Origin of the sequence: Paracoccus sp. PAMC 22219 (genome assembly GCF_000787695.1) — a bacterium.
In the GTDB taxonomy this organism is placed as follows: Bacteria; Pseudomonadota; Alphaproteobacteria; order Rhodobacterales; family Rhodobacteraceae; genus Paracoccus.
In genome coordinates this window covers 12,308-30,688 of record NZ_BBPH01000084.1, presented here as the reverse complement: position 1 = coordinate 30,688, position 18,381 = coordinate 12,308, and the positions used below count along the sequence as shown (strand labels likewise).

Below are 18,381 nucleotides of genomic sequence, written 5' to 3'. Positions count from 1 at the left end.
TTGGTCATGGCGGCAACTCCTCTCTGTTGCCTCTTTGTTCTCATGTTCTCTCGATTCGGTAAAGAACTTTTTAAGAACATTTGGCTTGGTCAGCCGACCTGGATCAGTCGAATCGCCTGATCCTGCTGCATCAGCCACATCAGCAGCCGCAGCGCCTGACCGCGCGGGGCCTCCAGCACCGGGTCGCGTTCCAGTAGCGCGCGGGCATCCTGACGCGCCACGGCCATCAGCCCGGCCTGATGTTCCAAGTCTGCGATGCGGAACCGCGGCAGGCCCGATTGCGCGGTGCCGATCACGTCGCCCGCGCCCCGCATCTCCAGGTCGACCTCGGCGATGCGGAACCCGTCCTCGGTGTCGCGCAGGGTGGTCAGGCGGCGGGCGCCGGTCTCGTTCAGGGGGCCGTGATACATCAAAAGGCAGGTCGAGGCCCCTGCCCCGCGCCCCACCCGCCCCCGCAACTGATGCAGCTGCGCCAGGCCAAAGCTTTCGGCGCGTTCGATCACCATGATCGTGGCCTGCGGCACGTCCACGCCCACCTCGATCACCGTGGTGGCGACCAGCAGCTGTGCGGTGCCATCGGCGAAATCGGCCATCGCGGCGTCGCGTTGGTCGGGGGGCATCTGTCCGTGGATCAGCCGCACCCGGTCGCCGAAAATCGCGCGCAGATGGGTGAACCGCGCCTCGGCCGCGGTCAGGTCGGTGACCTCGCTCTCCTCGACCAGGGGGCAGACCCAATAGGCGCGCGCGCCCTGCGCCATCGCGGCGCGCAGGCGTTCGGTCACCTGGTCCAGCCGCGTGTCCGCGATCATCACCGTGGTGATGGGCTGGCGTCCGGGCGGCTTTTCGTCCAGCACCGACAGGTCCAGATCGCCGTATTGCGACAGGGCCAGCGACCGCGGAATGGGCGTCGCGGTCATGATCAGCATGTCGGGCGGCACGTCGCCCTTGGCCGACAGCTCCAGCCGCTGCGCGACGCCAAAGCGATGCTGTTCGTCGATGATGGCCAGCCGCAGGTCATGGAAGGCCACGTCCTTCTGGAACACCGCATGGGTGCCGACCAGGATGTCGATCGTGCCGTCCGCCAGGTCGGTCAGGATCTGGCCGCGCAGGTCGCGCTTGTCGCGTCCGGTCAGCGCGGCCAGCCGCACCCCCGCCGCCCGCGCCAGCGGCTCCAGCGCGCGGGCGTGCTGGCGGGCCAGGATCTCGGTCGGGGCCATCAGCACGGCCTGGCCCCCGGCCTCGACCGCGACCAGGGCCGCCATCAGCGCCACCAGCGTCTTGCCCGCGCCGACATCGCCCTGCAGCAGGCGGTTCATGCGGCGGTCGCTGGCCATGTCGTCGGCGATCTCGCGCACGGCGCGGGCCTGCGCGCCCGTGGGCGGCCAAGGCAGGCTGTCCAGCACGCGTGCGCGCAGGGCGCCATCCCCCGCGCTGGCCCGCCCCTTCAGCCGCCGCTTGTCGCGGCGCACCAGCGCCAGCGTCATCTGATGGGCCAGGAATTCGTCATAGGCCAGCCGCGCCCGCGCCGGGCTGTCGGGCGACAGCGCGCCCGGCGATTGCGGCGCGTGCGCCTGGTGCAACGCATCCGCGAAGGACGGCCAGCCGCGGGTCGCGATCAGCTGCGGGTCGATCCATTCGTCAACCTCGGGCAGACGGGTCAGCGCGGCATCGATCGCCTTGGTCATGCCCTTTTGCGTCAACCCCGCCGACAGGGGATAGACGGGCTCGAAGGCGGGCGGCAGCGCCTCGTCCTCGGCCAGGATATGGTCGGGGTGGACCATCTGCGCCAACCCGTCGAACAGTTCCAGCTTGCCGCTGATGATGCGGCGTCCGCCCACGGGCAGCTGACTTTCGATCCAGTTATCGCGCGGGCGGAAGAACACTAGCGTCAGGTCGCCGTCGCCGTCTGAGCAATGGACCCGAAACGGCCGGCCGCGGACCTGGGGCGGGTGGTGGCGCGTCACGGTGACGGTGATCGTCACGATCTCGGGGGCGCGGGCGTCGGCGATGCGGGCGATCCGTCGGCGGGTGATGCCACTGGCGGGCAGCGTCAGGATCAGGTCGCGCGGCTTGTCGATGCCCATCTGTTCCAGTGCGGCGCGGCCCTTGGGGCCGATGCCGGGCAACGTGTCGATGCCCGCGAACAGCGGGAACAGCGCGGGTGGGCGACCCTTGGGCGCGGTCATCCGGCCCCCGCGATGCGCAGCCATTCGTCCTCGTCGATGACGGTCACACCCAGGACTTCGGCCTTGGTGGCCTTGGACCCGGCCCCCGGACCCGCGATCAGCAGGTCGGTCTTGGCGCTGACGGACCCCGCGACCTTGGCGCCCATCGCCTCGGCCCGCGCCTTGGCCTCGGCGCGCGTCATGCGTTCCAGCGTGCCGGTAAAGACCAGCGTCTTGCCCGAAATCTGCGTCTGCACCGCGTTGGCGGTACCCGAGGGCCGGATGTCCAGCAGGGCCGCGAGGCGGTCGATGCTGGCGCGTTCGGTCGGTTGCGCGAATGTCGTGACCAGCGAATCGACCAGCACCGCGCCGATGCCGTCGATGCCGGTCAGTTCGGCCCAGTTCGGGCTGTCGGCCAACGCCGCGCGGCGGGACTTGTCGTCGGCGGCGGCAAAGGCGGGCTCTGTCGCGGCCCCGTCGATGGCGGCGATCAGGGCGGGCCAGTCGTGGAAATGGCGCGCCAGGGTCGCGGCCGCGACCTCTCCGACATGGCGGATGCCAAGGGCAAAGATCAGCCGGGCCATGGGGATCGCGCGGCGGTCCTCGATCGCGGCGAACAGCTTGTCGGCAGAACGTTCGCCGAACCCCTCGCGGTTCTTCAGCTTGGTGAAGTTCCGGGCGTCGCACTCGGCCAGGGTGAAGATGTCGGCAGGCTCGCGGATGGGCAGCTGGTCGTCGGCAAAGAACATCTCGATCTGCTTGGCGCCCAGCCCGTCGATGTCGAAGGCGGCGCGGCTGACGAAATGCTTCAGCTTTTCGACCGCCTGCGCGGGGCAGATCAGGCCCCCGGTGCAGCGGCGTACGCTGTCGCCCGGTTCGCGGATCGCGTCGGATCCGCATTCGGGGCACTGCGCCGGAAAGACATAGGGCGCGCTGTCGGCGGGCCTGCGCGACAGGTCGACATCGGCGATCTTGGGGATCACGTCGCCCGCGCGATAGATCTTGACCCAGTCCCCCTCGCGGATGTCCCGGCCATCGCGGATCGCAGTGCCAGTGTTGTCGCGCCCGGCGATGTAATCCTCATTATGCAGGGTCGCGTTGGACACGACGACACCGCCCACGGTCACCGGCTCCAGCCGCGCGACGGGGGACAGGGCGCCGGTGCGGCCCACCTGGATCTCGATCCGGTCAAGCCGGGTCCAGGCGGTCTCGGCCGGGAACTTGTGCGCCAGCGCCCATCGCGGGGTGGTTGACCGAAAGCCAAGCCGCCCTTGGAACGCAAGGTCGTTCACCTTGTAGACGACGCCATCGATGTCATAGCCCAGGGTCGCACGCTGCTGTTCGATATCGGCCCAGGTGGCGATCATCTGCGCCGTGTCCGTGCACAGGCGTGTCAGCGGATTGCTGCGAAACCCAAGGGCAGCAAGCCGTTCCACGGCCTGCATCTGCGTCGGCGCCAACGGCTGCGACAGCTGCCCCCAGCCATAGGCAAAGAACCGCAGCGGGCGGCGGGCGGTCACGGCCGGGTCGATCTGGCGCAGGGATCCTGCGGCCGCGTTGCGCGGATTGGCAAAGACCCGGCCCGCATTGTTCAGGACCGCAAAGTCGTCATGGCCCATGTAGACCTCTCCGCGCACCTCCAGGATGGCGGGAACGTCGCCCGCCAGACGGTGGGGAATGTCGGCGATCGTGCGGGCGTTGGCGGTCACGTTCTCGCCCACCACGCCGTCGCCGCGGGTCGCGGCATGGACCAGCACCCCGTCCTCATAGCGCAACGACAGGGACAGGCCGTCGATCTTGGGTTCCGCCGTTACCTCCAGCGGCAGGTCCGCAGGCAGGGACAGAAAGCTGCGCACGCGGGCGGTGAAATCGGCGACGTCGCCTTCGGTAAAGGCGTTGCCCAACGACATCATGCGTTGGGCGTGGACGATCTTGCCGAACCCCTCGGCCGGGGCGGCGCCGACCTGGCCGGTCGGGCTGTCCGGCAGCGCCAAATCGGGAAACTCCCGTTCCAGCGCCGCCAGCTGCGCCTTGAGCGCGTCATACTCCGCGTCCGATATCCGCGGCGCATCCTCTGCATGATAGGCCTGGTTCGCGGCGGCGACCTGCGCCGCCAGATCCGCGATGCGGTCCGCGGCCTGATCGCGGTCCATTTTTCGTCCGGCTGCCCCACCGACTTGTCCTGCGCCATCGCTGCCCCCATCATCCGCATCCGGCCGGAACGAGCGACCGTCTCAGATGCGGGTATCGCCCAAGGGCAGGCAATCGTCCAGAAGCTGCGTCAGGCGCCGATCGCCAGACGTTCCGCCTGACCCGGACCCGGATCGCGCAGCACATAGCCGCGGCCCCAGACCGTCTCGATATGGCTTTCGCCACCCAAGGCCTCGGACAGCTTCTTGCGCAGCTTGCAGATGAAGACGTCGATGATCTTCAGTTCGGGTTCGTCCATGCCGCCGTACAGGTGGTTCAGGAACATCTCCTTGGTCAGGGTCGTGCCCTTGCGCAGGCTCAGCAGTTCCAGGATCTGGTACTCCTTGCCGGTCAGGTTCACCGGCTTGCCCTTCACCTCGACCGAACGGGCGTCCAGGTTCACGGTGATCTCTCCGGTCCGGATCAGCGCCTGGCTGTGCCCCTTGGAGCGGCGGATGATCGCCTGGATGCGGGCCTGCAGCTCCTCGCGGTTGAAGGGCTTGGTCATGTAGTCGTCGGCGCCGAAGCCGAAACCGCGCAGCTTGCTTTCGGTGTCGTCCGACCCTGTCAGGATCAGGATCGGCGTGTCGATGCGGGCGAGGCGCAGATGCCGCAGCACCTCCATCCCGTGCATGTCGGGCAGGTCCAGATCCAGCAGGATCAGATCGTAATCGTACAGCTTGGCAAGATCGATCCCCTCCTCGCCCATGTCGGTCAGGAACACGTTGTAGCTGGCCGCCGTCAGCATCAGTTCGATCGCCCGTGCAGTGCTTGGGTCGTCTTCTACCAGAAGGATTCGCATGGCTTGGTCTTTCCCCGATTCGCCGAAGGTCATGTCCCGACAATCTGACGAACAGGTTAATATGTGGTTACCACTTGAATGTCTTGTGCGCGACGCACCCTAGGGTTGTCTATATTTTTGCAGCGCCGTCACCTTCAGCGCGGCCTTGCCATGGCGGGCGACCGCCGTGCACCAGCCATCGAACTCCTCCTCGGACAGGCCATAGCGGCGCAGCGCGTCATCGCGGCTGATCAGCCCGTGCGATACCGCCAGCACCACCGTCTGCTTGCGGCTGGCCACCCACCTTGTGTCGGCCATCGGCAGATCCGCCACGCTGAGGATGCGGCCATCCGCCAGTGTCACGATCCGCGGGCCTGTGGTCTTTTTCACGAACATTGCAGCGTCCTTCCGTCACGTTCTGCAAGTTCTGGTCGAAACCACTTAAGGTGCGGTTAGCCTGATCGGGATTTCGGCCCCGCACGGGGTTGAGAATTCGGCCAATTTGCCTATATTTTGACGCAAATCCCTCTGCCGCCCGACAAGCACCGCCTTTGGCGGGCCGAAAGATCATCCATGACCCTGACCACCGCTCTGCGCGCCGATGCGCATGCACCCGAATTGAACAGCCTTGGTTTCGCCAAATCGCCCGCACAGACGCGCGTCGTGGTGGCGATGTCAGGGGGCGTGGACAGTTCGGTGGTTGCCGCACAGCTGAAATCCGAAGGCTATGACGTGATCGGCGTCACGCTGCAGTTGTACGATCACGGCGCGGCGCTGGCGAAAAAGGGTGCCTGCTGCGCGGGTCAGGACATCCACGACGCGCGTCGCGTGGCCGAACGCATGGGCTTTCCGCATTATGTCCTGGATTACGAAAACAAGTTCCGCGAATCGGTGATCGACGAATTCGCCGATGCTTATCTGGCCGGCGCGACCCCCGTCCCGTGCATCCGCTGCAACGAACGGGTCAAGTTCCGCGATCTGCTGGAAACCGCCCGCGATCTGGATGCCGACTGCATGGCGACAGGCCATTACATCCAGCGCAAGGACGGGTCGCATCGCGCCGAACTGCACATGGCGGCCGATCCGAACCGCGACCAAAGCTATTTCCTGTTCTCGACCACGCAGGAACAGCTGGATTTCCTGCGCTTTCCCCTGGGCCATCTGGTCAGCAAGGCGGAAACGCGGGCCCTGGCTGCCGATTACGGCCTGTCGGTGGCGGACAAGCCCGACAGCCAGGACATCTGTTTCGTCCCCAACGGCGACTATGCCGCGGTGATCGAAAAGCTGCGCCCCGGCGCCGCCGATCCCGGAGAGATCGTGGATCAGCAGGGCACCGTCCTGGGCACGCATCGCGGGGTGATCCACTATACGATCGGGCAGCGGCGCGGCCTGGGCATCGGCGGCGGCGACCCGCTCTATGTCCTGCGGCTGGAGCCGGAGACGCGGCGCGTCGTCGTCGGCCCGCGCGAGGCGCTGTCGACGCGCACCATCGCCGTGACCGAGGTCAACTGGCTGGGCGACCAGGCCTTCGAGGGCGAGATCGCCTGCCTGGTCCGCATCCGGTCCACCCGTCCGCCGCGCCCCGCGATCCTGCGCCCCCTGCCCGGCCGCCGTGCCGAGATCGAGCTGCTGGACCCCGAAGACGGCGTCAGCCCCGGCCAGGCCTGCGTCTTCTACGAGGCCGAGGGGACGCGCGTGCTGGGCGGCGGCTGGATCAGCCTGCGTCGCCGGCCAGCTGCCTGATCCGACCGATCATCGCACGCACGCCGTTCGACCGCTGCGCCGACAGATGTTCGTCCAGGCCAAGCGCGCCAGCGCGGCCTGGGCGTCCACCGCCTCCACCTGATCCACCGGCAGGCCCGCGTACAGCGCGTGCAGCACAGCGATCAGACCGCGCACGATCAGCGCGTCGCTGTCGCCTTGGAAATCGAAGCTGCGCCCCTCGATCCGCGGCAGGATCCAGACCTGGCTGGCGCAACCGTCGACCTTGGTGGCGGGCACCTGCACCGCAGGCTCCATCGGCGGCAGGGCCTTGCCCATCTCGATCAGGTGGCGATAGCGGTCTTCCCAATCGTCCAGAAAGTCGAAGGTTTCGGCGATGTCCTCGAAGGCGGGGGTGGCCATGGGTCTCTCCTGATATCAGGGGTCATGGCCTAGCGCGCCGCGGCGGTCAGGTCAAAGAGGCTTTTCGGCGCGGCCCGGATCGCCTATCACGGGGCCAAGGACCGCCAAGGGGACACGCCATGACCAGACTTACCCTGCCACTGCTGATCGGCGCCCTGATCCTGTCCGGGTGCGGGCGGCTTGGCGACAGCGGCTGGAACCCCCTTGGCTGGCGCGGCCAGACCGTCACGACCGCTGAAACGCTCGACCCCGAGGGTGGCTATCCCCAGGCCCAGGACCCCCGCCCCGCAGTGCCGCAGATCCTGGGCGCCGAATGGCAACCGCTCAGCGACGGTCGGCTGCTGGTACTGCGCGGCTTTGCACCCGTGAAGGGCTATCACTCGGCCGCCTTGGTCAGGTCGGTGCCGCGGTCCGGCGACCAGCTCCAGCCCGACCCGGACGGCGTCCTGCGCCTGCGCTTCGTGGCGTCCCCGCCACCTGCCGACAACCCCGTGGCGGCCTTGCCTGCAAACCCCGCGACGGACGCGATCACGGTGGCCCTGCCGATCAGCTTCCTGCGCCTGTCGCGCCTGTCCGCGATCCAGATCGAGGGCGGCGACCGCGTGGTCACCCTGACCCGCTGAAGGCTTGCGCAAACGTCCGCGCCGCGCTAGTCCGCAGCGGTCGGAGGCGTGGCAGAGTGGTTAAATGCACCGGTCTTGAAAACCGACGTGGGTGAAAGTCCACCGTGGGTTCGAATCCCACCGCCTCCGCCATTTCCGATCCATCGCAAGTTACAACGCTCCGACTGATCGGCACCTGCATCGATATGTCCGCCGGAAAATAGCGCTTGCCATGCCGGCCCCCCGTTGCGTTATATCCACCCGGACATATCACCGACGGAGATCGCCATGCCCGGTCCGCATCGCCTTGCCCTTGCCGCCTGCTTGGCGCTGACCACGTCGCCGTCGCTTGCGGACGATGTCACCGTCTTTGCCGCCGCCAGCCTGACCGACGCGCTGGACCGCATCGCCACCCAATGGAGCCAAGAAACGGGCCACAGCGCGGTGATGTCCTATGCCGGCTCGTCCGCTCTGGCCCGCCAGATCCAGCAGGGCGCGCCGGCGGACATCTTCATCTCGGCCAGTGCGGATTGGATGGACGCGGTCCAAGAGTCCGGCGACATCCGGCCGGATACGCGCCGCGACCTGCTGGGCAATAGCCTGGTGCTGATCGCGCATGGCGATGCGGCACCCGTGATCATCGACGACACGCTGGTCCTGGCCGCGATGCTGGGCGGGGGGCGACTGTCGATGGCGATGGTCGATTCAGTCCCGGCGGGCATCTATGGCAAGGCCGCGCTGACCCATCTGGGCCTGTGGGACGCGGTCGCGTCCTTGGTCGCGCAATCGGACAACGTGCGCAGCGCCCTGACCTTTGTCGCACGCGGAGAGGCGCCCCTGGGCATCGTCTATGCCACCGACGCCGCAGCCCAGGACGACGTGACCATCGTGGGTATCTTTCCCGCCGACAGCCACGACCCGATCATCTATCCCGCCGCCGTCACCGCGCAATCGGACAGCGATCAGGCGCAGGCCTTCCTGGACTATCTGTCGTCGGACGCGGCGCGGACGGTCTGGACCGACTTCGGCTTCACGATCCCGGAATGATCGATGCCGTCACATCCTGGCTTGGTCCGGCCGAATGGCAGGCGGTGCGCCTGTCGCTGCGGGTCGGGCTGATCGCCACGCTGGTCAGCCTGCCACTGGGCATATTGACCGCCTATGCGTTGGCGCGCTGGTCCTTTCCGGGCAAGCAGGTCCTGAACGGCATCGTCCATCTGCCGCTGATCCTGCCGCCCGTGGTCACGGGCTATCTGCTGCTGGTCACCTTTGGGCGACGCGGCAGCGTGGGGCAATGGCTGGAAACCGTGGGCATCGTCTTTTCCTTCCGCTGGACCGGGGCGGCGCTGGCCGCGGCGATCATGGCGTTCCCGCTGATGGTACGGGCCATCCGCCTGGCGATCGAGACGGTGGACCCCCGGCTGGAGGCCGCGGCGGGCACGCTTGGCGCCAGCCCACCTTGGGTGTTCGCGACCGTGACCCTGCCCCTGATCCTGCCCGGCGTGCTGGCCGGGTCGATCCTGGCCTTTGCCAAGGCCATCGGCGAATTCGGGGCGACGATCACCTTCGTCTCGAACATCCCCGGCCAGACCCAGACCGTTCCATCGGCGATCTATGCCCTGCTGCAGGCGCCCGGCGGAGAGGCGGCGGCAGGGCGTCTGGTGCTGGTGTCGATCGTCATCGCCATGTCCGCGCTGCTGCTGTCAGAGGTGCTGGCCCGGCGCGTCGCCCGCCGGGTGGCGGGGGCATGACGCTGCAGGTCCGCCTGGCGCACCGCTTTGCGGGGTTCGATCTGGACGTGGATTTCACCGCGCCACAGGGGCTGACGGTCCTGTTCGGTCCGTCGGGGTCGGGCAAGACCACGGTCGTGAATGCGGTCGCCGGTCTGCTGCGCACCGACGCGGGCCGGATCGCGGTCAATGACTGGGTACTGACCGACAGCGCTGCGCGCCGCCACCTGGCCCCCCATCGCCGCCGTCTGGGCTATATCTTCCAGGAGGGGCGGCTGTTCCCGCATCTGTCGGTGCGCCAAAACCTCCTGTACGGGCGCTGGTTCGCGCCCCGCGGCGCTGTCGCACCGGACCTTGACCGCGTGGTGCAGATGCTGGGCATCGGCCCGCTGCTGGCGCGCCGCCCCGGTGCCTGTCGGGCGGAGAGAAAAGCCGCGTCGCCATCGGCCGCGCGCTGCTGGCCGCCCCGCGCCTGATCCTGGCGGATGAGCCGCTGGCCGCCTTGGACGAGGCCCGCAAGGCCGAGATCCTGCCCTATTTCGAACGCCTGCGCGATGAGGGCGGCGTCCCGATCCTCTATGTCAGCCATTCCAGCGCAGAGGTCGCGCGCTTGGCCACAACCGTCGTGGCGCTGCGGGCGGGCCGGGTCGCGGCCATCGGACCGCCTGCGCAGGTCCTGGGCGACGCTGGCGCGGTCGGGTCGGACACGGCATCGGTCCTGACCGCCCGGGTCGCGGGCCATGACGTGGACGGGCTGACCCGGCTGGACACGGCGGCGGGGCCGGTCTTCGTGGCCCGACTGGACGCCCCGCCGGGTGCGCGCGTGCGTCTGCGCGTGGGGGCACGCGACGTGATCCTATCGCGCGACCGTCCACAGGGGCTGTCGGCGCTGAACATTCTGTCCGGCACCATCGCCGCGATCACGCCAGAGGACGGGCCGAACGCCCAGGTTGTCCTGACGGTCGGTCCCGACCTGCTGACCGCGCGGGTGACGCGCCGTTCGGTCGCGGCCATGGGCCTTGTACTGGGACAGCCTTGTCATGCGATTTTGAAGACGGTGGCGGTGGCCCCGGGCGATATCGGCGCATCGCACGGCGCCCCCGCCTGATTACATAAACAAACACGACCGAAAGCGGGTTCGGTCGTGCTGCTGTCTATCGGGATCGGAATGCCGACGGTGCTGGCGTCAGCAGACCAGCATCTTGCCGTTGCGGCGATGGCGCTGCGCCATCTGCTGGCCCTTGCCGCCGGGAACGAAGGGCCGTGCGGGTTCCGCCGGACCGGCACGCAGTTCCGGGAACAGCGTAAAGATCTCGTCCTGTGCGGCCTGGCCCAGGGACTTCAGCGCCTGCGGGCCGGTATACAGCGACTCGGTCTGGGCATCGTTCGAAAAGACGATCTCATGCCGGGCGAACAGGATGTGGTAATATTCCACCGATTCCACCGCCACCTCGTCGATGCCTTCCAGCGAGGTCAGCTGACGCGCGGCGACCAGAACCTCGGTCGTGCCGAACATGCGCTGCGCGATGGCGGACCGGACCAGCACGCGGTGCTGCGGGGACACCATCAGGTCGTGGCTTGGCAGCCCCTGCCCCAACGCACCCGCACGAATGCGGATCGGGCGCAGCTTGGGAACCATGGCCAGATCGACGCGGTCCAGCGCGCGCCCCCCGATCCAGCGGATCGGACGGGCACCGTTGTCGCGGGTCTCGACTAGGTCACCGACGCGCAGATCCTCGACCGCGACGTCGCCGCCGGGGGTGCGGATCATCGTGCCCGCGCAGAAACAGGGGATGCCCATCCCATTCAGGCGCGCGGGGGTCAGGCTTTCGGGATCGACGCCCTGGAACCACAGCTCTTCGCCGTTGGGGAAGGAGATCACTGCGAAATTGTTGCCGTACTGGTCGACATCAGAGCGGATCGTGACGTCGGACATGTCGATCGGGTTGCCATCGGCATCCTGCAGGCCGCTGAGATCCAGCACATCCGCCGCGGCGGGGTTGCCGTCGCTGTCCAGCTCGTCCCCGAAACCGAAACCGCGGATCGTGTCTTGGCCAAAGCCGTTGCCCAGAACCAGCGTGTCGACCTCGCCGTCGGGGCGGCTGACGGCTGCGAAGATGTCGCCGTTCAGCGAGATCTGGTCGTTGCCAAGGCCCCCGATGATCGTGTCGGCACCCCACCCGCCTTCCAGCGTGTCGTTGCCGTCACTGCCGATGATCCTGTCGTCGCCCGCATCGGCAAAGACGCGGTATCCGTTCACGCCCGACGCCGATCCGTCGATGACATCGTTGCCGCCACCGGTGCGCAGGTTCTCCATGTTCAGGAACCGCAGGTGCCCGTCCACGCCGCCCAAGGCGTCGATATCGCCCGAAGCCGAGCTGTCCAGGACCACATGCACGCCCTCTGCGGATCCGTCCGCGTCGGCGGGGGCCGATTGCCAGGCGTTCAGGGTGTTGAACCCCTCTCCGCCATCGTACAGGTCGTTCCCGATGGCGGCGTCGCTGCCCCCGTTGCCCCACCGGAAACCGTCATCGCCGGCCTCGCCATAGGCGAAATCGTCGCCGCCGCCGGTCTCGATCACGTCATTACCGTCGCCGCCATGGACGGTGTCGTTGCCGCCGCCGCTCTGGATGTAGTCGGTGCCAGCGCTGCCGATGATCGAGTCGTTGCCGTTGCCGGAATAGAGGCGCATCCCGACCTCGTGGTCCGGGCCGTCGACATACAGGATGTCGGCGTTCGATGCATCGACACTGTGATTGCCGTCGCCCAGGAACACCCGCTCGATCCCCTGGAATTCGATGGTATTGCCGTTCGAATCGGTGGCCGTCCCCGCCTCGGTCGAGGAGTAGGTGACCGTCATGTCGGCATCGCTGCCCATGTTCAGGGAAAGCGTGTCGCCGCCGTTGTGGTTGTAGGGGTCGAAGGTATAGTTCTCGGACCCCGTCATGCCGACGACATAGGGTCCGTCGAAGACCGGCACATGCCCGTCGCCGCCGATATAGACGTCGCGATCGCCGCCTTCGGTCGATCCGTTCCACAGCAGGCTGTCGGCGCCCTCGCCCCCCTCGACCGTGTCGCTGCCGGGGCCGCCGTCGAGGGTGTCATTGCCATCCATGCCGCGGATGATGTCGTTGCCGGCGCCGCCAGCAGCCAGGTCGCCGTCGCCGGTGCCCACGATCGTGTCGTCACCCGAAGTTCCGGGAAAATCTGCGGCCATCGAACGTCCTCACAATGTCACTGGTTACATCACGCACCGCATGTCGCTGAGGGCTTCTGCCCGGTGATTCGCGCGCGTTCACTTATGTCGGTTTAGTCCAAAACCCTGCCCAATTGAGAGTTGTCCTTTTCTACAGGCCAGCGGCATGGCGCGGCCGTCCGCGCCATGCCGCGCCGGTCAATAGATCAGCACCAGCCCGCCCATGACCACGCCGAACCCCACGGCGAAGATCGCCCAGTGCAGCAGCACGTTGTGGGGTGTCGTCGGGGGTTGCACCGTCCTCCAATCCTCGGCCCGACCGGCTTGCAGGTCGATGTCGTCGGATGCCGGGGGCATGGCCGCCCGGTCTTGGTTCACATCTGTCATCTGGGTGTCCTGAAGAATGAGGGTCGCGACGAACCGCCCGCCGGGGGCGGTGTCCGTTCAGATCGTCATCGGCTCAGGACAGGGGCGGCGCGCGGGGCCTGCACGCGCGGCGCAGGGGCCGCACCGGGCGGGCACGGCGCGCCCGGTGCAGGGCCAACCTGCCGGGTGCGCGCGGCGGTGGCGGGGTGATCGCCGCGGACCCCCCAGCGTTCCGGGCGCGGGGGTGACCAACACGCCCTGTCGGTCGGTCAGCACGACCGTCACCGGCAGGCCGATCTCGGACAACCGGTCGCCGGATAGATGCGGCACCTGCCGCAACCATGCCGGATGCGACAGCGCCACCGCCGCGATCAGCAGCAGGACCGCGCCCATCGCCCACAGGCGCAGGGCAAACGCCCTGGCGCGGTTTTGTGGGGCGAAGATGGGCGCGACAGACATCCGGTGCGTGGCTTTCGTCAGTCGATGGGTGCGACCAGCAGCTTGTCGATGCGGCGGCCGTCAAGGTCCACGACCTCGATCCTCCACGTCGACAAGGTGACATGCGCCCCAACCTCGGGCAGCACGCCGGCAAGGTCAAGGACCAGCCCCGCCACCGATTCATAGTCCCGATCTTCGGGTATCGGGACGCCCAGCAGGGCCGAGAACTCGTCCACCGGCATCCAGCCCGCGATCAGCCAGCTGCCGTCGTCGCGCTGCACGGCCTTGGGCTCGTCCACTCCGGGGTCGGGGAAATCGCCGGCGATGGCCTCCAGCACGTCCATGGCGGTGATCACGCCCTCGAAATGGCCGTATTCGTCAAAGACCAGCAGCATGTGGGCGGGCGATGATTTCAGCTGCTCGATCACGTTCAGCGCCGGCAGGCCGTCGCGCACGACGGGCACAGTTTGGATCAGCGTGCGCGGATCAGCAGCGGGGTCGGCCTGCAGGCGGATCAGGTCGCGCGCATGGATGACGCCAAGGATGTCGTCGTCGGCCCCGTCCCGCAGCAGGATGCGCGACCGGTGGCCGGTGCGGAACAGATGCGCCAGTTCGTCGGGGGTGGATTGAGCATCCGCGATCAGCACCTCGTGGCGCGGGGTCATCAGGCCGCGCGCGGTGCGGTCGGCGATGCGCATGACGCCGGCGATCATCTCGTTCTCGGCCGGGGCGATGACACCTGCGCTGTGCGCCTCGGCCAGCATCACCTTGATCTCCTCGTCGGACATGCTGCTTTCGGCCTTGCCGGACTGGCCCAGCAGGGCCAGCAGGACGCGTCCCGACCGGTCCAGAACCCAGACCACCGGCGCCGCGATGCGCGAGATCGCCCGGATCAGCGGCGCGATGCGCGCGGCCACGGCCTCGGGGGCGCGCAGGGCGATCTGCTTGGGGACCAACTCTCCGACGATCAGCGACAGATAGGTGATGGCGACGACCACGCCGCCGACGGCCAGCGTGTGGGCCAGCGCGGGCTGCATGCCCCCGGCGACCAAGGCGCCGGCCAGGCGCGCGCCCAAGGTGGCGCCGGAAAACGCGCCCGACAGCACACCCACCAAGGTGATGCCGATCTGGACGCTGGACAGGAAACGGCCCGGATCGGCTGCCAGGTCCAGCGCGATCGCGGCCCCCCGGCTGCCCTGTTGGGCCATGGTCTTGAGCCGGGCGGGCCGGGCGGACACGATGGCAAGTTCGGACATGGCAAGAACGCCGTTGAACAGGGTCAACAGCAGGACGATGGCGATTTCGAGGAACATGGGACTTTCGTCAGGTGATGAAAGGCGGCGTCATCGCCGTCCTGGACCGCCAGGATAAGCGATGGGGGACCATCGGACCAGCGCCTTTCCACAGGCGTTCACGCAATCGTCGGTTTTCCGCCGCCGTGTTGCACAAACACAAAGACGCGCCGCAAGGGGCGGCGCGCCGGGTGGCGGATCGGGCTTTGGCCGCGATCAGATATGCGTCGGAAAGCTTTCGCGGCGGATGCCCAGCTGCTTGAGGCTGGCATCGGCGGGGCGACGATGGGCCCGGACGGCACGGGCGGCCTCGAGGCTGGCGCCCAGCGTGTCCATGGCGGACAGGATGCGGTTCCATACGTTGCGCAGGGTGGTCATTTCGGTCTCTCTTTCTGTCATCAGGTGACTTGAGAGATATCGGGTCCGACCACCCTTTCTGCAACGCAGCATTTGGGAAACCCAGCCTTGCGCCGGGTGCATGACCCCGGCCCGTCACCGGGCCGGGGGTCGTCGTCAATCCTCGTCCGATGCCATCTGGCTGAGGACCTCGCCCTTGCCGCGGGCGCGCATGATCATCGGCACGATCAGCGCGAACGCCGCCACCGCGATCAGTCCTGCCGATACCGGGGTGGATACCAGCGTCATCACATCGCCCTGGCTGATCGACAGCGCGCGGCGCAGCTGCTGTTCGGCCATCGGCCCAAGGATCAGGCCCACGACGACCGGCGCGATGGGATAGCCGTAAAGCCGCATCAGATAGCCCATGATGCCAAAGATAAGCAGCATCGACAGCTCGATCGGCGACGGGTTGGCCCCGATCGTGCCCAGCGTCGCAAAGCACAGGATGCCCGCATACAGCCACGGCCGCGGGATCGTCAGCAGCCGCACCCACAGCCCGATCAGCGGCAGGTTCAGGATCACCAGCATGACGTTGGCGATCAGCAGCGACGCGATCAGGCCCCAGACCAGGTCCGGGTTGGTCGCGAACAGCAGCGGGCCGGGCTGCAGGCCGAACTGCTGGAACCCGGCCAGCATGATCGCCGCGGTGGCCGTCGTGGGCAGGCCCAGCGTCAGCAGCGGGACCAGCGTGCCCGCGGCGCTGGCGTTGTTCGCGGCCTCGGGTCCGGCGACGCCCTCGATGGCGCCGTGACCGAACTCCTCGGGGTGCTTGGCGGCGCGTTTCTCGGCGGCATAGGACAGGAAGGTGGCGATGTCGGCACCGCCCGCCGGCATGGCGCCGATCGGAAAGCCGATGAAGGTGCCGCGCAGCCAGGGCTTCCACGAACGTTTCCAGTCCTCGCGCGTCATCCAGACCGATCCCTTGACCGCCGTCACCTTGTCCGCCACGCCATAGCGATTGGCGGCGACGATCATCGCCTCGCCCACGGCGAACAGCGCCACGGCCAGGGTGGTGACCTCTATCCCGTCCAGCAATTGCGGGACGCCGAAATCAAGACGCGCCTGGCCGGTCAGCTGGTCGATGCCGACCAAGGCCAGCGCCAGGCCGATGAACAGCGATATCAGTCCCTTGCGCGCGCTGTCGCCAAAGGCCGACGACACGGTGACAAAGGCCAGCACCATCAGTGCGAAATACTCGCGCGGCCCAAAGGTCAGGGCCAGCTTGACCACGGTCGGCGCGACAAAGGCCAGCAGCAGCGTGGCGATCAGTCCCGCGACAAAGGACCCGATGGCGGCGGTGGCCAGTGCCGGCCCGCCGCGTCCGGCGCGGGCCATCTTGTTGCCCTCCAGCGCGGTCACGATGGAGGCGCTTTCGCCAGGCGTGTTCAGCAGGATCGACGTGGTCGAGCCGCCATACATGCCGCCGTAGTAGATGCCCGCGAACATGACCAGCGACCCGGCCGGGTCCAGGCCATAGGTCACGGGCAGCAGCAGCGCCACGGTCAGCGCCGGCCCGATGCCGGGCAGCACGCCCACGGCGGTGCCCACGGTCACGCCGATCAGCGCATACATCAGGATCATCGGGTCGGTGGCGACCATCAGGCCCTGGAACAGGTATCCGAACGTGTCCATGCCCCTAGCCCCCCGTGATCAGGCGTTCCAGCGGACCTGCCGGAAGGCTGAGGTTCAAAAGCTGGGAAAAGACCAGATAGATCGTCCCGGTGAAGATCAGCCCGATGGGCAGGGTCAGCGCCAGGTTGCGCTTGCCAAAGGCCCGCGCGGTGGCCGCGAACAGCAGCGCGGTCGAGATGACGAACCCCGCCACGTTCAGCAGCGCCAGCTGTGCCGCCAGGCCGCCGATGATCCACGCGATGGGCGCGGGGTCCTGGGCGGGGCGTTCCGCCGGCGGATCGCGGAACGCCGAGACGACCGTCCAGGCGGACAGCGCCAGCAGCGCCCATGCGATCCAGCGCGGCACGTCGGCAGGGCCGACGCCGGAATAGCCCCGGTTCTGCGGCAGCGTGGCCACGTCGCGGAAGATGATGACCGCGATCAGCGCCAGCACGGCCGCCACGGTCAGCGCCGCCCCGTCGGGGCGGCGTCTCGTGTCCGGGGCAGTCGTCATTCGACCAGCCCGATGTCCTTGAGGACCGATGCGGTCGTGGTGACATCCTCGTCCAGCTGGGCGCGGAACGCGTCGCCTGCCAGATAGGTGTCGGCCCAGCCCTTGGTGACCAGCGCTTCCTGCCAGGCGGCCGATTTCGCCATCGTCTCGATGTCGGCGGCAATCGCGGCCTCGTCCTCGGGGGACAGACCGGCGGGGGCGGCGACCATGCGCCAGTTCTGCAGCACGACGTCCAGACCGGCCTCGGTCAGGGTCGGGGCATCGACGCCCTCGATCCGCTCATCGGAGGTGACGGCCAGAATGCGCAGCGTGCCGGCATCGGCCTGCGGCTTGAACTCGCCAAGGCTGGAGATGCCCGCCGTCACCTGGTTGCCCAGGATCGCGGCCAGCGCCTCGCCGCCGCCCGAATAGGCGATGTAGTTGATGGCGGTCGGGTCGACCTCGGCGGCGTTGGCCAGCAGGCCCACCGCGATGTGGTCGGCGCCGCCCGCCGAACCGCCGGCCCAGCTGACCGAACCGGGATCGGCCTTCAGCATCTCGACCAGCTGGTTGATGTCCGTGATCTCGGACGCGGTGGGCACCACGATCGCCTCGTATTCGCCGGTCAGGCGGGCGATGGGCGTCACGTCGGCCAGCGACACGGGCGAGGCGTTGGTCAGGATCGCGCCGACCATGACATAGCCGCCCACGATCAGCTGATCCGCCTGCCCGGAGGTCGAGGACGCGAACTGCGCCAGACCCACGGTGCCGCCTGCGCCCGGAACGTTCTGGACCTGCACGGAATCAGAGATGCCCTCGGCCTGCAGGACTTCCTGCATGGTGCGGGCGGTCTGGTCCCAGCCGCCGCCGGGTGCGGCAGGCGCCAGGATGGTGTAATCGTTGGCCAGCGCCGGAACGGCCAGCGCCGCGGTGAACAGGCCCGCAAGAATCGCGTGTTTCAAGATAGTCCTCCCCATTGGCCGGGCCTCCACCC

The 18,381-nt window shown here is 68.0% G+C and carries 16 protein-coding genes, 1 tRNA gene and 2 pseudogenes; 6 read left to right on the top strand and 13 right to left on the bottom strand.

Going from position 1 to position 18,381, the window contains the following annotated elements:
* Positions 1–89: 89 nt before the first annotated feature.
* The 4 genes from recG to TY51_RS10325 form a co-directional block, all read right to left on the bottom strand.
* Positions 90–2,210, bottom strand: coding sequence for an ATP-dependent DNA helicase RecG (recG, locus tag TY51_RS10340; RefSeq protein WP_231558999.1), 2,121 nt, complete (start codon positions 2,208–2,210; stop codon positions 90–92).
* Positions 2,183–4,318 (bottom strand): NAD-dependent DNA ligase LigA, encoded by a 2,136-nt coding sequence (gene ligA / locus TY51_RS10335; protein ID WP_042249239.1) that lies wholly within the window; start codon positions 4,316–4,318, stop codon positions 2,183–2,185. Before ligA ends, recG begins: the two co-directional genes overlap by 28 nt.
* Before the next feature lie 128 nt (positions 4,319–4,446).
* A complete protein-coding gene (ctrA, locus tag TY51_RS10330; RefSeq protein ID WP_042249236.1) occupies positions 4,447–5,157 on the bottom strand; it encodes a response regulator transcription factor CtrA in 711 nt (236 codons plus the stop codon).
* 99 nt (positions 5,158–5,256) lie between these two features.
* Positions 5,257–5,532, bottom strand: a complete 276-nt coding sequence (locus TY51_RS10325) for a DUF1153 domain-containing protein (RefSeq protein ID WP_042249233.1) — start codon at positions 5,530–5,532, stop codon at positions 5,257–5,259.
* Positions 5,533–5,709: 177 nt separating this feature from the next.
* On the opposite strand from TY51_RS10325, the gene mnmA reads away from it, so the two are divergent.
* On the top strand, positions 5,710–6,879 hold the full coding sequence (gene mnmA, locus TY51_RS10320) for a tRNA 2-thiouridine(34) synthase MnmA (RefSeq protein WP_042249230.1): 1,170 nt from the start codon (positions 5,710–5,712) through the stop codon (positions 6,877–6,879).
* Here mnmA and TY51_RS10315 read toward each other — a convergent pair.
* A pseudogene (locus TY51_RS10315) lies at positions 6,851–7,260 on the bottom strand (SufE family protein). The gene mnmA and the pseudogene TY51_RS10315 overlap by 29 nt on opposite strands.
* Before the next feature lie 119 nt (positions 7,261–7,379).
* On the opposite strand from TY51_RS10315, the gene TY51_RS10310 reads away from it, so the two are divergent.
* The 5 genes and pseudogenes from TY51_RS10310 to modC all read left to right on the top strand — a co-directional run bounded on the left by TY51_RS10310 (position 7,380) and on the right by modC (position 10,700).
* Positions 7,380–7,883 (top strand): hypothetical protein, encoded by a 504-nt coding sequence (locus TY51_RS10310; RefSeq protein ID WP_052650016.1) that lies wholly within the window; start codon positions 7,380–7,382, stop codon positions 7,881–7,883.
* A gap of 42 nt (positions 7,884–7,925) precedes the next feature.
* Positions 7,926–8,015, top strand: a tRNA-Ser gene (locus TY51_RS10305).
* Between the two features lie 135 nt (positions 8,016–8,150).
* On the top strand, positions 8,151–8,909 hold the full coding sequence (gene modA / locus TY51_RS10300) for a molybdate ABC transporter substrate-binding protein (RefSeq protein WP_042249227.1): 759 nt from the start codon (positions 8,151–8,153) through the stop codon (positions 8,907–8,909).
* Entirely contained in the window at positions 8,906–9,613 is a 708-nt protein-coding gene (modB, locus tag TY51_RS10295; protein ID WP_042249224.1) for a molybdate ABC transporter permease subunit, read from the top strand. Before modA ends, modB begins: the two co-directional genes overlap by 4 nt.
* A pseudogene (gene modC / locus TY51_RS10290) lies at positions 9,610–10,700 on the top strand (molybdenum ABC transporter ATP-binding protein). Before modB ends, modC begins: the two are co-directional and overlap by 4 nt.
* Positions 10,701–10,778: 78 nt before the next feature.
* On the opposite strand, the gene TY51_RS10285 reads toward modC, so the two are convergent.
* The 8 genes from TY51_RS10285 to TY51_RS10255 form a co-directional block, all read right to left on the bottom strand.
* The gene (locus TY51_RS10285) at positions 10,779–12,809 is read right to left on the bottom strand and encodes a Hint domain-containing protein (RefSeq protein WP_042249221.1); all 2,031 of its coding nucleotides are present in this window, start codon (positions 12,807–12,809) and stop codon (positions 10,779–10,781) included.
* Between the two features lie 177 nt (positions 12,810–12,986).
* A complete protein-coding gene (locus tag TY51_RS10280; protein WP_042249218.1) occupies positions 12,987–13,175 on the bottom strand; it encodes a hypothetical protein in 189 nt (62 codons plus the stop codon).
* A 57-nt stretch (positions 13,176–13,232) separates the two neighbouring features.
* Entirely contained in the window at positions 13,233–13,613 is a 381-nt protein-coding gene (locus TY51_RS10275; protein ID WP_042249215.1) for a hypothetical protein, read from the bottom strand.
* A gap of 17 nt (positions 13,614–13,630) precedes the next feature.
* The gene (locus TY51_RS10270; RefSeq protein ID WP_042249212.1) at positions 13,631–14,905 is read right to left on the bottom strand and encodes a hemolysin family protein; all 1,275 of its coding nucleotides are present in this window, start codon (positions 14,903–14,905) and stop codon (positions 13,631–13,633) included.
* A gap of 195 nt (positions 14,906–15,100) precedes the next feature.
* A complete protein-coding gene (locus tag TY51_RS22665) occupies positions 15,101–15,262 on the bottom strand; it encodes a hypothetical protein (protein WP_197054716.1) in 162 nt (53 codons plus the stop codon).
* 135 nt (positions 15,263–15,397) lie between these two features.
* The gene (locus TY51_RS10265) at positions 15,398–16,915 is read right to left on the bottom strand and encodes a tripartite tricarboxylate transporter permease (RefSeq protein ID WP_042249209.1); all 1,518 of its coding nucleotides are present in this window, start codon (positions 16,913–16,915) and stop codon (positions 15,398–15,400) included.
* A 4-nt stretch (positions 16,916–16,919) separates the two neighbouring features.
* Positions 16,920–17,408, bottom strand: coding sequence for a tripartite tricarboxylate transporter TctB family protein (locus TY51_RS10260; protein WP_042249207.1), 489 nt, complete (start codon positions 17,406–17,408; stop codon positions 16,920–16,922).
* Positions 17,405–18,349, bottom strand: coding sequence for a tripartite tricarboxylate transporter substrate binding protein (locus tag TY51_RS10255; RefSeq protein WP_042249203.1), 945 nt, complete (start codon positions 18,347–18,349; stop codon positions 17,405–17,407). Before TY51_RS10255 ends, TY51_RS10260 begins: the two co-directional genes overlap by 4 nt.
* Positions 18,350–18,381 lie beyond the last annotated feature (32 nt).